This is a genomic window from Perlabentimonas gracilis (assembly GCF_011174675.1).
In the GTDB taxonomy this organism is placed as follows: Bacteria; Bacteroidota; Bacteroidia; order Bacteroidales; family Tenuifilaceae; genus Perlabentimonas; species Perlabentimonas gracilis.
The window spans coordinates 150022-165192 of record NZ_JAANIG010000002.1; the positions used below are offsets into that span (position 1 = coordinate 150022).

The 15171-nt window shown below is 44.7% G+C and carries 14 protein-coding genes; 4 read left to right on the top strand and 10 right to left on the bottom strand.

What is annotated here, in order from left to right; all coding sequences use genetic code 11:
* Window position 1 precedes the first annotated feature (1 nt).
* Both G8O23_RS01950 and G8O23_RS01955 read right to left on the bottom strand, forming a co-directional pair.
* Entirely contained in the window at window positions 2-2425 is a 2424-nt protein-coding gene (locus G8O23_RS01950) for a TonB-dependent receptor (protein WP_166361211.1), read from the bottom strand.
* Window positions 2418-2672, bottom strand: a complete 255-nt coding sequence (locus G8O23_RS01955) for a TM1266 family iron-only hydrogenase system putative regulator (protein WP_166361213.1) — start codon at window positions 2670-2672, stop codon at window positions 2418-2420. Before G8O23_RS01955 ends, G8O23_RS01950 begins: the two co-directional genes overlap by 8 nt.
* A 269-nt stretch (window positions 2673-2941) precedes the next feature.
* Between G8O23_RS01955 and G8O23_RS01960 the strand changes: the two genes are divergently transcribed.
* The 3 genes from G8O23_RS01960 to G8O23_RS01970 are packed head-to-tail and all read left to right on the top strand — an operon-like array spanning window position 2942 to window position 5344.
* Window positions 2942-3895: an ABC transporter substrate-binding protein gene (locus G8O23_RS01960; protein WP_166361215.1), complete on the top strand. Its 954-nt coding sequence runs from the start codon at window positions 2942-2944 to the stop codon at window positions 3893-3895.
* Entirely contained in the window at window positions 3876-4631 is a 756-nt protein-coding gene (locus G8O23_RS01965; RefSeq protein ID WP_166361217.1) for an ABC transporter permease, read from the top strand. Before G8O23_RS01960 ends, G8O23_RS01965 begins: the two co-directional genes overlap by 20 nt.
* A 2-nt stretch (window positions 4632-4633) precedes the next feature.
* A complete protein-coding gene (locus tag G8O23_RS01970) occupies window positions 4634-5344 on the top strand; it encodes an ABC transporter ATP-binding protein (RefSeq protein WP_166361219.1) in 711 nt (236 codons plus the stop codon).
* Here the strand turns inward: G8O23_RS01970 and G8O23_RS01975 are convergent.
* The 8 genes from G8O23_RS01975 to nuoE form a co-directional block, all read right to left on the bottom strand.
* Entirely contained in the window at window positions 5341-5946 is a 606-nt protein-coding gene (locus G8O23_RS01975; RefSeq protein ID WP_166361222.1) for an autotransporter domain-containing protein, read from the bottom strand. The two genes, G8O23_RS01970 and G8O23_RS01975, sit on opposite strands and share 4 nt — an antisense overlap.
* A 32-nt stretch (window positions 5947-5978) precedes the next feature.
* On the bottom strand, window positions 5979-6605 hold the full coding sequence (locus tag G8O23_RS01980) for a redox-sensing transcriptional repressor Rex (RefSeq protein ID WP_166361224.1): 627 nt from the start codon (window positions 6603-6605) through the stop codon (window positions 5979-5981).
* A gap of 134 nt (window positions 6606-6739) precedes the next feature.
* Window positions 6740-7867: a sensor histidine kinase gene (locus G8O23_RS01985; RefSeq protein WP_166361226.1), complete on the bottom strand. Its 1128-nt coding sequence runs from the start codon at window positions 7865-7867 to the stop codon at window positions 6740-6742.
* Between the two features lies 1 nt (window position 7868).
* Window positions 7869-8261, bottom strand: a complete 393-nt coding sequence (locus tag G8O23_RS01990; RefSeq protein WP_166361228.1) for a response regulator — start codon at window positions 8259-8261, stop codon at window positions 7869-7871.
* Window positions 8262-8294: 33 nt separating this feature from the next.
* Window positions 8295-10289, bottom strand: a complete 1995-nt coding sequence (locus tag G8O23_RS01995) for a [Fe-Fe] hydrogenase large subunit C-terminal domain-containing protein (protein WP_166361230.1) — start codon at window positions 10287-10289, stop codon at window positions 8295-8297.
* Window positions 10290-10342: 53 nt separating this feature from the next.
* Entirely contained in the window at window positions 10343-12061 is a 1719-nt protein-coding gene (locus G8O23_RS02000) for a [FeFe] hydrogenase, group A (protein WP_166361232.1), read from the bottom strand.
* Window positions 12062-12097: 36 nt separating this feature from the next.
* Complete coding sequence (locus tag G8O23_RS02005) at window positions 12098-14041, bottom strand: NADH-ubiquinone oxidoreductase-F iron-sulfur binding region domain-containing protein (protein ID WP_166361234.1); 1944 nt, start codon at window positions 14039-14041, stop codon at window positions 12098-12100.
* Window positions 14042-14083: 42 nt separating this feature from the next.
* Window positions 14084-14551 (bottom strand): NADH-quinone oxidoreductase subunit NuoE, encoded by a 468-nt coding sequence (gene nuoE, locus G8O23_RS02010; RefSeq protein WP_166361236.1) that lies wholly within the window; start codon window positions 14549-14551, stop codon window positions 14084-14086.
* A gap of 359 nt (window positions 14552-14910) precedes the next feature.
* On the opposite strand from nuoE, the gene G8O23_RS02015 reads away from it, so the two are divergent.
* A complete protein-coding gene (locus G8O23_RS02015; RefSeq protein WP_166361238.1) occupies window positions 14911-15159 on the top strand; it encodes a (2Fe-2S) ferredoxin domain-containing protein in 249 nt (82 codons plus the stop codon).
* Window positions 15160-15171: the final 12 nt, after the last annotated feature.

Genomic DNA, 15171 nt, shown 5'->3' on the forward strand with positions numbered 1-15171 from the left:
ATTAGAATGAGATGCTAGCCCTAACGTAAATGTTTCGCCCGGGCTCAATGCTTATGGCGCCTCTGTTGGTGGATAGGTGGTTGGTGTAGCTGTTGTTGGTGAGGTTATCCACACCAGCAAATAGTTGAACTTTAGATAGTCCAACGCTAAAGCGGTTGGTGCTTACGGCCATGTCAATCCTATGGTAGCCATCGGTTGTGGTTTCGCCCTCTGCAACCTTATCCTGCTTACTTGCACCAAAAACGCTTGCCTCCACGTTACCAATTCTGTTGATATTGTAACGCAACCCAAACCTTCCGCTTAGGGGCGGAATTTGAGGGAGATTAGTGGCAGCCTCCGTATCTTCTCCTCTAACATATGCTCCTGAACCAAATACTACCAAACTCCTTGTTGCCTTGTACTGCAGCTTGAGGTCGAAACCATAAAGTCGGGCCTTACTTACGTTGGCATTTACCAAAGCGGGGAGAGTATCCACTGTGCCCTCCATTGGGCCTGTGTTTATGGTGTAGATATATTCGCCTGGCGTTTCAACAATCATATTATCAATCCAGTTGGCAAAAACTCCAACCTGTGCAGTAACGTTTTGTTTCCAGATCCTAAGTCCTAGATCGGAGGCATAGCCACTTTCGGACTTAAGCGATGGGTTACCCAAAAGCACAAGGTTACCAAGGTCGATAAACTTAAAACTCTCCTCAAGCGATGGCGCTCTGAACGAACGGGCCAAATTTGCCGACAGGTCAATATCGGTTGCTACATTGTAAAGAACTCCAGCGTTAGCGCTCCACGAGAAAAGTGTTTGCTCACCTGCCTCAAAGGTTGTTCGCTGGTTAGGTGGCGAGTCGTTTCTATTGCCGTTTATAATTAGGTAGTCAACATCAAAGTTCTGCTCGTTTTTGGTTCTAATACCATCGGCTCTACCTCCTAAAATAAGGGTTAACCTATCATCGAGCAATCGGCTTTCGTTTTGCACAAAAATCCCTGCTGTACTAAAGGTCGACTCGGGGGTAGGGGTTTCGCCTCTCACAATGTTGTTGGTTACCATTAGGTCGCCACTTGTACTAAAAACTTCAACCATAATATACTTTTCCCGTTGGGTACGTAGGTTGCGCTCCCAAGCATCAATACCAGCTATTAGGGTGTTGTTCTCACCTAGGTTCCAAGTGCTTTGCAGCTGTAACCCATTGGTCAGGTGCTCGCCTGTTGGAGTAAAGTATTGTGGGGTGGTACGCTGAGTTCCAATGGGAACGGGAACCTCGGTAACAATATTTGGGAATAGCAGCACATCGCGAAGTATGTACTGATTGAAATAGCTTAGCTTTAGTGATGAAAGGGTATTCGAAACGCTAGTTACCTCGTAGCTAGCCGAGAAAAGTTGACGGCCAATATCGCTGTAGCTGGCAGTGGCTGGACCAGGAAATGCGCTACCACCTGGGATTCCCACATCGGTAGCCCAGTAGCGCTGGAATTGTGCTTTAACGATATGGTTATCTGCAGGCTTAAATCCCAGCTTTGCCGATAGGTTATTGGCGGTAAACTGGCTGTTGGGTAGTTCGCCCTTTGGTGTGGTAACGTTTTGGGCATCGGTGTAGGTTCCGTTGGCCTTAATATACCACCTGTCTGCTCCCGCATTAACGCTGGCGTAGCCAGAGTAGCTACTGTTGGCAGAGGCAAAACCCCCAATAATATTCCCATTGATATAGGGCTGACTGGCAAAATGACCATCCTTGGTAATAATATTCACTATGCCCCCCATGGCGCCCGTGCCATATAGCACCGACTGAGCTCCCTTGATAACCTCAACCCGCTCAATATCATTTACATCAATCATCGATAGCGATGCGGTAAGGTCGGTTGCTGTTTCAACCCTAAAGCCATCAACTAGGGTAACCAGCCGGTTTTCGGCAAAGCCTCTTATGTTGATATTGGTGGCCCACACGCCATCGCCACCCACGGCAATGCCGGGCTCGTTGGCCAGAACGTTCGATAGGGTTATGCCCGAGTGCTTTTGGTAATCGTACTTGCCAACCACAGCCAATGGTGTTGGTAGTTGCTTAACGCTTCGGTTTACTCTAAAACTCGATACCACCACCTCGCCAAGCGAGAAGGGTAGAGGTGTGAGTTCAAAGGTTTTTTCTGTCTCGTTTGATATGGCCAGTACCTGTTGAACTTGAGAATAGCCAATTATGCTTAGGTTAAACTGGTAGCTGTAGGTAGGTAATGTAAGCGTAAACCTGCCGTTGGCATTGGTTGTAGCGGTAAATGTTCTACCTACTGCATTTGCTGGTACTACCTGAATGGCAACCCCTTCGATGGCCTGCTGCGAAACGGAGTCGATAACTGTTCCCTGAAATTTAAATTCCTGAGAGTTGGCCTTGTGTGTAAAGGCCGCAATGCTAATTAAAGCAAAAAGTAAAAATCTATTCATGCTGCGTGTTCTTTAAAAGTACCGATTTAACTTGGATGCCCCTTAAGCGGCCTAGCTGACCGGTAAGAGAACCAATTTCGTCGGTGGTACCTTCAAGAACAAGCGAAATAACACTTTGTCCAGTGCTGCGGGGCAGCCCTTGGCGAGCTATAATAATTTGGTAGTGGTGTGAGATAATGTCGTTTAGCTGCTGAATGCTTTCACGACTTTCAACCAGAATAAGTGCAGTTCCAACTCTCTTTTCCATCAGAGTACCTCCGGATTAGATTGATATAATTGTTGTTAAAACCTTGATTTGGAGCAAAATCCGCCTCTCAGTTGTTGCCTGTAGATTGTCTGTTAATCTGATAACAAAAGTACACCTTATTTGTTGTACTGCAAAATGTTTGTTAGCATATTATTGATGATTTGGCTTATTGTTATCTATTAAGCTTGGTTGGAGTATAAATCCAATCCCATACTCTTAGCCAATTATTAAATTCATTTAACTAGTTTTGCACTACAAAACCCCATTCGATGAGAATTGCATTCATATTATTCCTGTTGGCTAGTACTATGTTTTTGGGTTGTAATTCAAAGTCAAAATCCAAAGACTATGTAACCATTGCTACCCTAAAGGGGCCATCGTCGATGGGGATGATAAAACTTATTGATAGTTTAAGCCAGGTAAGCGACAATAGCATTAAGGTTGAGATTTTGAACGAGCCCATTCAGGTGCGTAAAATGATGATAGATGGAACCGCCGATTTTGCCATTCTTCCCACCACAATGGCCGCCATACTCTACAACAGGGGAATTGACTACAAGCTAATTGCCATTCCCGTTTGGGGCACTCTATACCTATTTGGCACCGATTCCACCATAACCCAATGGGATATGCTACGGGGAAAAACCATAAACCTGATGGGTAAGGGAATGACCCCCGATGTGCTATTCAAACATCTTTTAATTGAAAATGGCATAGACCCTGAGGTTGACGTTAGGCTCGATTACCGTTTTCCAACACATATCGATTTGGCCAACGCTGTGGCTGCTGGTCAGGCTTCGCTGGGCGTAATATCCGAGCCACTGGTAAGCCTTGTTATGGAGCGCAATAGCCATGTTAAGGCTCTATTCGATTTAAATGCCGAGTGGCAAAAAATTATGGATATGCCCATAGCACAAACTGCTTTTATGGCTAAAGGTGAGTTGATTAATTCGAACAAGGAGCTAGTTGATAGGATTTTAAAAAGTTACGAGCATTCCACCCAATGGGTGAATCAGAACCCTGATAGTGCAGCGCAGCTAATTGTTAAGTATAATATACTTCCTAACGTTGCGGTGGCAAAGAATTCTATTCCACGTTCAAACCTAAATTTTGTAAGGGCTAGCACTATTCAAAATGAGATACAATCGTACTTGAATGTTTTTTACCACATGAACCCCGATATAGTAGGAGGGAGGTTGCCCAATGAGAATTTCTATCAGTAGAACCAAATGGATTAGCATTGCAGCTGTTGCTTTTATGCTTCTGCTGTGGAAGGTGTTGGCCGCGCATTTCGATTCCGATTTTATTCTGCCTCACCCCGAGGATACGCTGGTAAAAACACTTAGCCTATTTGGCGAAAGCCAATTTTTGCTTGTGGTTGGAGCGACCATATTAAGGGGATTACTTGGCTTTGCCATTTCGTTGGTTTTTGGAGTTAGCCTAGGTATTGCTGCAGGTATAAGCAACGATTTTAATGCCTTTCTAAAGCCAATTCTGGTTGTGCTTAGGTCAACACCCGTTATCGCCATAATTCTTTTAGCGCTTATTTGGCTCAATGCCAATTCGGTTCCCATATTTATCGCCATCCTCACCATGTTTCCCTTTATCTGCACTAATACAATTGATGGGATTAGGAGCGTTGATAAATCGCTGGTTGAAATGGCTCAGGTATACCGAATTGGAAAGCTGCGAATAGTTCGCGAGGTTTACATTCCAGCCATCATGCCATTTATAATAAGCGGAGCATCCAGCGCCATGGGCATTGGCTGGCGCGCCATTATTATTGGCGAGGTGCTTAGCCAACCACGATATGGCATTGGTACTGTAATGCACTCGGCACAAACCTTTTTGAATGTTGATGCGGTAATTGCCTGGACCATAATCGCCGTACTGCTTAGCTACATTTTTGAGCGTATTATTAGGTTAACGGAGAAACGAATAGTAGTTTGGAGGGGATAGCGATGGGACTACAAATTAGGAATCTACATAAAAGCTACGATGACCTTTTGCTGTTCAGCAATTTTAATCTCGATATTGCCGAGGGCGAAATAACCTGTATCCTTGGCCCATCGGGTGGAGGGAAAACCACTCTGCTAAATATTATTGCAGGATTAGTAGAGCCCAGCGGAGGTAACTTGGTTGGTTTTAACGATAAGGTATTATCGTATATTTTTCAGGATACCCGTCTGCTACCATGGAAAACCGTGCAGGAGAATATCGAATTTGTGCTACGCAATTCCTATAGCCAAACCCAAAGGCAAACCATTGCCAGCAGGTTTATCAAGCTGGTTGAACTCACCGGATTTGCCAGCTACTACCCAAGCCAGCTTAGTGGTGGCATGCGCCAGCGGGTGGCCATAGCACGAGCTTTTGCCTATCCTTCGGATTTGATACTTATGGATGAGCCCCTAAAGGGCTTGGATGTGAAGCTGAAGATGAGCCTGCTGCGCTCATTTAGCCGCATTTGGCAAACCGATAAGCGTACCGTAATCTTCGTTACCCATGATGTTGATGAGGCGCTGATGCTTGGGCATAATATTGTGGTTTTTAACCAAACCCCAATTGAGGTTGTTGCCCATAAAACCATTACAGATTCGCTTTTTAGTAGAGATTTATCGGCACCAAAATATACAGAGATAAAAAGCGAACTACTAAGGGTGCTCAACCACTAGAACCTGAACACTAGCCCAATTTCAGAGATTACAATTAATTTAATTTCGTCGGGCATACTGCTTAGGCTTGAATTATGCCTGTTTATTTGGTATAACACTTTAGGCTCAATGCTAATGCTTTCGCTTAATTCTAGGGAGTAGCCAATTCCTGCTCCCAAACCATAAATGGTTTTATGGGTTTTGTTAATTGTTTCGTACTCACTATCAGGGATTGGGGCGTAGTTAATGGTAATTGCACCCAAATTTACTTGCACCTGAGTAAATAGGTTAGAGTTAAAATATCTGCGGAATAGCGGCGAAACCGTATTGCTTGAGTTACTAGAATTTGAGTAGTAAGTGCTGGAGTATTTAGAGCTTGAATACTGGTGCGAAATGCTAGCCCCAATCATGAATTGTTCCGACACAAAGTAGCCAAAAGTGATGCTTCCATTGGTAACCAGCAAGGAGGATTTCCCGTGAGTATCAAATCCACTAATATGGTAACTATCGGTGACTGAAAAACCTATACTGCCCGAGACTAAGAACTTGCTATCTTGCGATTTTGCAGCAATTGGAAGAAGTGCAAAAAGTAAATATAGTACAGCAAACGCTTTGCGTGTCATGATTGAAACGTTAGTCTTTGATTTTTGAAGAGTTACTTGTTGTCAATGTTTTTAACAAAGTACGCCACCTTTTCCATGGAGGTAATCATGTCGTACTCCTCAAGGAAAACATTGTCGGGAACCATTAGCGGGGTAGTGGTGAAATTAAGGATCCCCTTTATACCCGAGGCCACAAGTAGTTCGGTAATGGAAACGGCAGTGTCTGGGGGTGAGCTAATAATGGCGATGCCAATCTTATTTTCCTTAATAATGGCATCAAGATCGCGGATATGGTAGCACTTCACTCCTGAGATTACGCGATTAGCCTTATTCTCATCAACATCAAATGTTGCTACCACATTTAGCTTTGGCCTTTTGCCTGTGAAATATGTTGTAACTGCACGTCCCAGATTCCCCATACCAATAACGGCAACATTTAGCCCATCGGGGTGGTCAATCAGCTTGCCAATTACCTCAATTAGCTCCTGGGCATCGTAACCCCTTTTTTTCATGCTCGAGTACCCAATTAGCATCAAGTCGCGTCTAACCTGAACGGCGGTGATGTTGTGTAGGCCGGCAAGTTCATGTGAGTATATATGGTTTTTTCCTTTAGTTAGGCATTCAAGTAGGGTACGGCGATATTCGCTAAGGCGCTCAACGGTTTTTTCGGGTAGTTTCATCGAGGTGTATTGTTAGTTCTTTGATCAACCAAATTGCTTAACAAAAGTATAAAAAATGGGTTTAATCTGTTACGTCATTTAACAATTAACTACTACGACTAGCCAACGATTTGTTTTCCAGATGTGTTATTACTTTAGTTTACTTTAATTGGGAGATGTATTGAAAAGCTGGAACCTTCGCCAAGTGTGCTTTCAGCTTCAATTTTCCCCTCATACAGATCAACAATTCGTTTAACGATGCTTAGTCCTAGCCCACTGCCACTAACCTCCTTGGTTTGTGCATTTCTGATGCGTGAGAACTCCATAAACAGCTTGGGTAGGTCTTCCTGTGCAATGCCAATACCGGTATCCGATATTTTAATCGCTACATACTTAGGCTCCATCGTCACGCTACATACCACCTTGCCGTTCGCTTTGTTGTATTTTATGGCGTTGGATATTAGATTGTTGAATATAATCTCCATCTCCTCGGAGTCGGCGTTGTAGGGAACAGAGTCCTGCTCATTGAATTCAATTTCAATGTCTTGCTGAACCGCTAAGGGCATCATGGTGCTGATGGCCGATTTGGCCACAAGGCAAAGGTCAATTTCTCGGAGAGAGCGTTGCATTCCACCCGATTCAATACGAGTTAGGTCAAGAAGATCCATAATCATGGTTCGCATCGATTTTACCCTAGCCAGCGATTGGTCTATCATCTTATCGTAGCTGGCAATGCTATCGCCAGCCTGGCGCTCATGCATAAGCCTAAGGTAGCCCTCAATCACATTCAGCGGACTTTTTAGCTCGTGCGAAAGTAGCGTTAGGAACTGAAAACGAACTTGCTTTCCCTCCTTACGGAGCTTGCGGGTCATTCGCCTCAGGAAATGATGCTTAGTTGCGTTCTCCATTGAGGCCTTAAGCTCTTGGGGTGTAAACGGCTTTGGTACAAAATCGTATGCTCCTACATTTGTGGCCTTAACTGCTAAATCTAGCGAAGCGTAAGATGTTATCATTATCACCAACGATTTAAGCTGATGATTGTTAATGTACTCCAGTACCTCTACGCCCTGTATGCCAGGCAGCTTGTTATCGAGTAGTACAATATCGGGTGGTTTGTTGTTTATTATCTCTAGAGCTTCTTCGCCTGTAGCTGCTTCTGTTATGTTAAAGTCAATGTCATCGTCCATAAACGGATAGCTAACCGTAAAACTACGTAGAATTCGGGTTATACCAGAGCGAATGCCAAACTCATCATCAACCACTAGTACCTCAAGGGTTTCCATACTATATCTTTAGCAATTTGTTGATCTCGTTTTGTAGCTGTTCGGGGCGGATGCCCTTCTCAAGGTAAAGGTCTGCCTTAATCCACTTGCGCTCATCCTCCGATCCGATTCCGAATGAGAATCCGGTTTCGGTTGAAACCGCAGTGGCCAAAATGATAGGCACATCGGGGTGCTTCTTCTTCATCTTGTAGCATAGGATAAAACCGCTGTCCTCGCTCTCGAGCATGAGATCGAAGATGGCCAAATCGGGCTTAATTATCGACATTAGCCCTTCTGCTTCCTTCTGGCTTTCGGCCATAACAACCTTAAAACCGAATCGCTCAAGCTGCAACTTCATCTGAAACAAGTAGTCTACATCGTCGTCAACCAGTAGGATTGTTTTTTGATTCTTCATCGTATATAATTTTTATGTCTGGTATCATGCTAATTATTCACTTGTAGGTTCAAGGCTCTTGGGGATTTTTACTGTAAAAGTGGTGCCAGTTGGCCCCTTGCTGTGGTCGGTATTGGAGTCGACCTCAATACTTCCCTTGTGCATTTTTACAATGCCATAAATTGTAGCTAATCCCAAACCTGTGCCCTGCCCAATTCCTTTGGTAGTAAAGAATGGTGTGAAAAGTTTATCAATATTTTCGGGGGGTATGCCCACACCATAGTCTTTTACTCTAATTACAATATCGTCTGAAGTTTCTGTAACATCAACCTCAACCTTTCCACCCCTAGGCATGGCCTCTACTGCATTTTTTATAAGATTTGAAAGCATTTGAATCATTTGCTCGTAGTCGAGCATAGCTCTAATGGAGTCCTTGCTACAGGTGACCTCTGTTCGAATACTATCGGGAATTATTACTGAAAGGAGGCTGTCTTCTACTAGCTTTTTCACCTCAACATCCTCAACCTTAATCTGGTTTTTACGAGCAAAGTTGAGTAGCCCGCTTACAATCTTTTTACATCGCTTGGCCTGTATCGAGATAAGATTCATATCGTTCTTGAGTGGGTGTGCATCTTCGAGCTCGTCAAGCAGGATATTGCTGTACATGAGTATAATCCCAAGCGGATTGTTAAGTTCATGCGCGATGCCTGCCGAGAGTTGTCCCATATGGGCCAATTTCTCCGAATGTTTTAGGGCCTGCTGCACTTGGGCTAGCTTTTTATTGGTAATGGCCAAATCCTCAATAGTCTCATGCAGCTCTTCGATGGTGTAGGGAAGGCACATCTCCACTTCGGCCAGCCCTTCCACAATTGCTATTGCATGCTCAATGCAGGTTTCGTAACCACAGGTGCCGCAGTTAAGGTGATCGCGGGTTGTAAACTTCCCCATAGATGCCAACACTCTGTTCACCTCCTCCTCGTCGGGTAAAGGCAACCGCTTGTCGCCGGGGCTAAACAACCGAGTAAGGTCTATGTCTTTAAACTTATCAAGATTTTCTTGCCAGCGTGCTACCTCTTCGACGCTAAACTTTTGCTGAACGTAATTGCTGATGTACTGGCGTCGTTGGTATCGTTTGCCCTCGGGGCTCATCCCTGGGCCCATTATGCATCCCTCGCAGCAAAGTAGCTCGAGGTAATGGTTGCTTAAGTATCCGTCCTCAAATTCCTTTATGGCATCCTGAAAACCCTTACGGCCATCGGCAACAATTACCTTACTTTCCAGCATGTCGTCACTTATATTGATGGTTTGGGTTAGCCCTCTTGTTATTGGAAATATGGCTCCCTTACCTGCCCTTGGCTCTTCAAAATCGGCTGGTGTAACGGAGTGTGGCAAGATCCCCAGGCTATCGAACATGGCTCTTACCTCCCTAAAGGTTAAGCCTATATCTACCTCGTCCGATTCGTCTTTCTTTGCAATGCATGGTCCAATAAAAACAATTTTGGCATCGCTGTATATAGCTTTAACCACTTTGGCCATAGCCACCATGGGCGACACAATGGGCATAAGGTTGTTGGTAAGCTCGGGGTGGTAGTATCTGATGTAGTTTACTATTGCAGGACAGTCGGACGATATGTAGCCACTGCTATGATTATCCAGCAACTTTTTGTACTGGTGTGCCACCAGATCGGCACCAAAACCCACCTCAAAAACGTGATGAAACCCCATTTCCCTTAGCATTCCCACAAAAGTTTGCGAGTTAGGGATATCTGAAAACTCAGCCGGAAAGCTGGGTGCAACTATGGCGGCCACGTTGGGGTGCGATTTTAGTAGGGTTTTAACATCTTGCCTGGTTTGTAAAAACACTTTGGCATCCTGACTACATACCTTTATGCAGTTGCCACAACCAATGCATCGGTCTGATATCACTTCGGCCTGACCATTATAAATTCTTATGGCCTTTGCCGGACACTCCCTTACGCAAGTGTAGCACATTCGGCATAGCTCTTTAACCGTGTACACCAGTTGCTTATGGTTATTTGCTGTGGTCATAAGATGTGGTTTTGCTTTTGCCTACTGGTAAATTTGATGCTTGTGAATTGTTTTTACACTAGCACATCCCTTTGCTTGTAGGATGTATGCAAAAGTTTTTTCACCTTTTCCTTGTCCTGTACATTGAGATAATTGGTGTAAAGATCTTTTATTAGTGGGTTGTTATGTGCACATTTTAAACTCTCCGACTCATCAATGTCGTAAATGGTTCGCGAACGGGCCTTAACATGCTTGTCAACACCCCTTAAGGGCTGTCCTCCACCGTTTACACATCCGCCGGGGCAAGCCATAATTTCGATGTAGTGGGCATCGCATTCCCCATTTCGAATTGACTCGAGTAGCTGTCGCACGTTGGTCATACCATTGGCTACTGTTACCTTAAGTGTTTCCTTGCCAATTTTTTGGGTAAAATCTTTTACTCCATTAACAGAGCGTAGCTCGTTTAGCTTGGGTTGATTTAACTCCTTGCCCGTTTTTTGGTGATATAGTGTACGAATAATACCTTCGGTTGTACCACCTGAGTTGGCGAATAGCTTGCCAGAACTACTTCTAACCCCAAAGGGGTTATCAAAATGTTGAGGTTCTATGCTTTCTACATCAATGCCGTATAGCTTAATGAGCTTGACAAGCTCTCGAGTGGTTATTACAACATCTACGTCGGACGCCCCTCTGCTGGTCATCTCGGGGCGTTGTGCTTCAAATTTTTTAGCTATGCATGGCATTACCGAAACCGAATATAGCTGGTTAGGGGCAAGCCCCTCCAGTGATGCAAAGTGGCTTTTTAGGAGGGCTCCCATCATTTGTTGTGGCGATTTGCTGGTTGATATCAATGGGAGTAAATCGGGATACGATTGTTCTGCAAATTTTACCCAGGCTGGGCAGCAGCTCGATATCATAGGTAAGTTCTCTTTGGTTACCATTCGCTCCTGAAGCTGAGCGGATGTTTCCATGATGTGCAGGTCGGCAGCAAACGACGTGTCAAATACGTAGTCGAAGCCAATGGTCTTGAGAATGGCGAAAAGAATCCCGTTCAAATCCTTACCTGCTTTTAGGTTGAACTCTTCGGCTAGGGAAACGCTAACCGCAGGACCAACCTGAATGGCCACCTTTTTATCCTTATGGCTAAGTATATCCTGGATGTCGGCAACTCGCGAATGCTCATGCAGCGCACCCGTTGGGCAAACCAATATGCACTGCCCACAGGTAATACAGCTTGATGAGTTGATATCACGATTCATTGATGTTCCTATGTAGGTTTTTCGGCCTCTGTAAACAGGTTCGAGTGTAGCTACCGATTGAACCTCGTCGCAAACCCTAACGCACCTGCCACAAAGGATACATTTGGCTGGGTCGCGGACAATGCTTGGGCTCGACAAATCGAGCCTATGCCTTAGCTTACGGGCAGGTATCCGACGCTCGCGGATGTTAAGCTCAATGGCTAAGTCTTGCAATTCGCATGTGCCATTCCGTTCGCAGTACAGGCAGTCGTCGGGGTGGCTGCTGAGCAGTAGTTCCACAAGCACCTTTCGCGCCTTAAGTACCTTGGACGAGTGAGTCTTTATCTTCATACCCTCCTCAACCGGGTATGAGCAGGCTGTTACCAAGTTGCTTATGCCATCAACTTCCACAACGCAAATACGACATGCACCCGTTGGCGAAAGCCCCTTGATATTGCAAAGGGTAGGTACCTTTATGCCATTTCGGGTAAGCGATTCAAGAATTGTATCGCCCTTTCGAGCCTCAATGGTTTTGCTATTAACTTCAATTTTCATACGCTTTGCGTATTATGTACTCCTTAAGATGATGAACTATTTGTAAAATACCGCCGAAAACTTACACACCTCTTCGCAAATGCCACAACCTATACATTTTTCTTCAACCACAAAGTATGGCGATCGGGGGGTGCCAATGATGGCATTGGATGGGCATTTTTTAGCACAAGCTGCGCAGCCGGTACATCTTTCTACATCGATATAGTAGGTTCTTAGGTTATGGCAAACGTTGGCCTGGCACTTGCGGTCGAATATATGCTCTTCGAACTCATCGCGAAACTTCTTAAGTGCAGAAAGCACTGGGTTTGGGGCGGTTTGCCCTAAGCCGCAAAGCGACGTGTCGCGCATAACTTCGGCAAGGCTTTCGAGCTGTATAACCCCCTTAAAACGCTCTAGCGTGCTATGCTGATCGTCGTTATTTGGGCGCTTGGTGATATTATCGAGTATGGCGCACATCCGTTGCGACCCCTCGCGGCAAGGGATGCATTTGCCACAGCTCTCGTTTTGAATAAACTGCATGTAATATTTCACCATGTCAACTATACATACCGTGTCGTCAAATATGGTTATCCCGCCCGATCCCATCGATACTCCAATTTGCTTGAGCGGTTCAAAGTCGATGGCCGTATTTAGCTCATTGGCAGTTATCGCGCCACCCGATGGACCGCCTATTTGCACCGCCTTTAAGGTTCGACCTTGCTTAACCCCTCCGGCAAGCTCAACAATCTTGGCTATGGATGTACCCATGGGCACTTCAACAAAGCATACCTGGTTCACCTTACCCGACACGGAGAAGAGCTTTGTTCCCTTTGATTTTTCAGACCCAATATTGCTGTACCAGTCGGCACCATTGGCTACTATTAGCGGAACGTTAGCAAGCGTTTCAATATTATTAACTATGGTTGGTTTGCCATGAAGTCCTTTTATTGCAGGAAATGGCGGTTTTAGGGTGGGCATGCCACGTTTGCCCTCAAGGCTTTGGATTAGGGCGGTTTCCTCGCCACACACGTAGGCTCCGGGCCCCTTTCTTATCGAAATATCAAGGCTGTAGCCACTGTCCATAATGTTGTAGCCCAGTAAACCTGCATCGTAGGCCTGGCTAATAGCCTCTTCGAGTCGTTGTACGGTAAACTCGTATCGGTTTCGGGTGTATATGTAGGCTTTGCTAGCGCCAATTGCATAGGCAGAGATTGCTACGCCCTCAATAATCAGATGGGGATCACTTTCAATTAGCATCCTATCCATAAAGGCACCGGGGTCGCTTTCGTCGGCATTGCAAATCAGGTACTTCTGGTTTGCAGCGGCTTCAAGTGTTGCTCTCCACTTTTTGCCGGTGGGGTAACCACCACCACCCCTTCCTCTTAGTCCGCTCGCCTCTACTATTTTACAAACCTCGTCGTGGGTATGGGTGCGCAAAACATCTGCAAAGGTTTTGTATCTACCAAACGCAAATGCATCAACAATGCTAAGGTTATTAACGAATCCGCAGTTGGCCAACAGATGCCTTTGCTGCATCCCGAAGAACGATAATTCATCGAAAAACGGCACACTTGCCCAGGGTTGATGAATTGGGTTCCTGTACTGCGCAAGAATGTTGTCGGGGGGTAAAAAGTTGTTAAGAACGCCATCGAGTATCTGCTGAACCAGATCGGTTGTAACCTGTTGGAATGATATTCTGCATTTCCCGGGGAGCTGTATATCCATTATGGGCTCAAGGCTGCAAAGCCCAATGCTACCAACCTCAATCAGCTCGATATCTATGTCCGATTCGGAAATGTAATCATCAATTGCCTCGCGTACATCTAGGGCTCCAGCCACTATGGATGAGCTGGTAATTCCCAGGTAAACAATGGGAATGGAAATGTTGTTTCTGCGGAGTATTGATAGCTTATCGTTAATATACTTAATGTCCTCGGCAGGGGGGCTAGCAATGATGTTATCGACGCAGAACTTTATGCTATCGGCTGTAACCTTTTCCATTGAAATCCTTTGCTATTTAATGTTTATTATTGAAAGTGGATACTATGCTGGCTCTATGCTGCTTTGTTCCTCAATTATTTGCTCCAATCGTTCTGTGGTTAGCTTTCCGTAGGGCTTTCCGTTAATAGATATTACGGGCGATTGGGCGCATGCACCAACGCAGCTAACCACTTCGAGGCTAAACTTGCCGTCGCGCGAGGTTTGACCGGGCTTAATTTTCAGTATCTTTTCGATGACCTCAAGTAGGGTAACCGTTCCCATTAAGTGGCACGATGAGCCATGGCATACCCTTATGTGGTTTTTACCCTTTGGCTGAAAGCGGAATTGGTTGTAGAAAGTGGCCAAACCATATATCTTGCTTGTGGGCACATTCAAATGCTTGCCAATGGCCGATAGTGATTCCTCCGACAGGTATCCCAACTCGTCATGAACATCCTGAAGAATTGGTATTAAGCTGTCCCTTGAGGTGTGACTATACTTTTCCAGTAGCTCTTTAAGTTTTTTTTCCATAGCTGGGTGTTTTGCAACACTTGTTTTTGATGCTTGTAACTTTATTGTTTGCGAAATAACAAATATAAAACACTGATAAATAAGGTTGTACGATTCGTATAGGTTATTTTAACCGCTTTCAATTTAGCAATTGTTACCCTATTGCGCAATACAAGGTTGTAATTTTAAATCATTCTAACTTAGTTAATATCAGAGAAAAATTAGAATTGATTGAAACATAAAATTTTGTTTGTCAGTAATTTATTGTAAGGGCTTAAACGCCAGCTTACCAACGAGGATGTAAAACACGGGCTTATATAAATTACCCTACTGTTTTTATCATTATCTTTGTTGTTAATGTAATAACGATTATTGTTGATATGAGTGAGAAAGTTGAAGTTGTAATTTGTCTTGGCAGCTCATGCTTTGCCAGAGGGAATAAGGGTTTGCTTAAAACCATATCCCAATACATTAAGGACAACAATATCCAGGAGCGCATAAATTTCCATGGGGGACACTGCTTTGGTAATTGTGCCGAGGGGCCTATCCTTAAGGTTGCTGGTTTGGTATATACCAATGTTGATGAGCAAAAGGCCATCGATATTCTGAACTCCACTTTCGAAAATTAATCTATTCGCAAT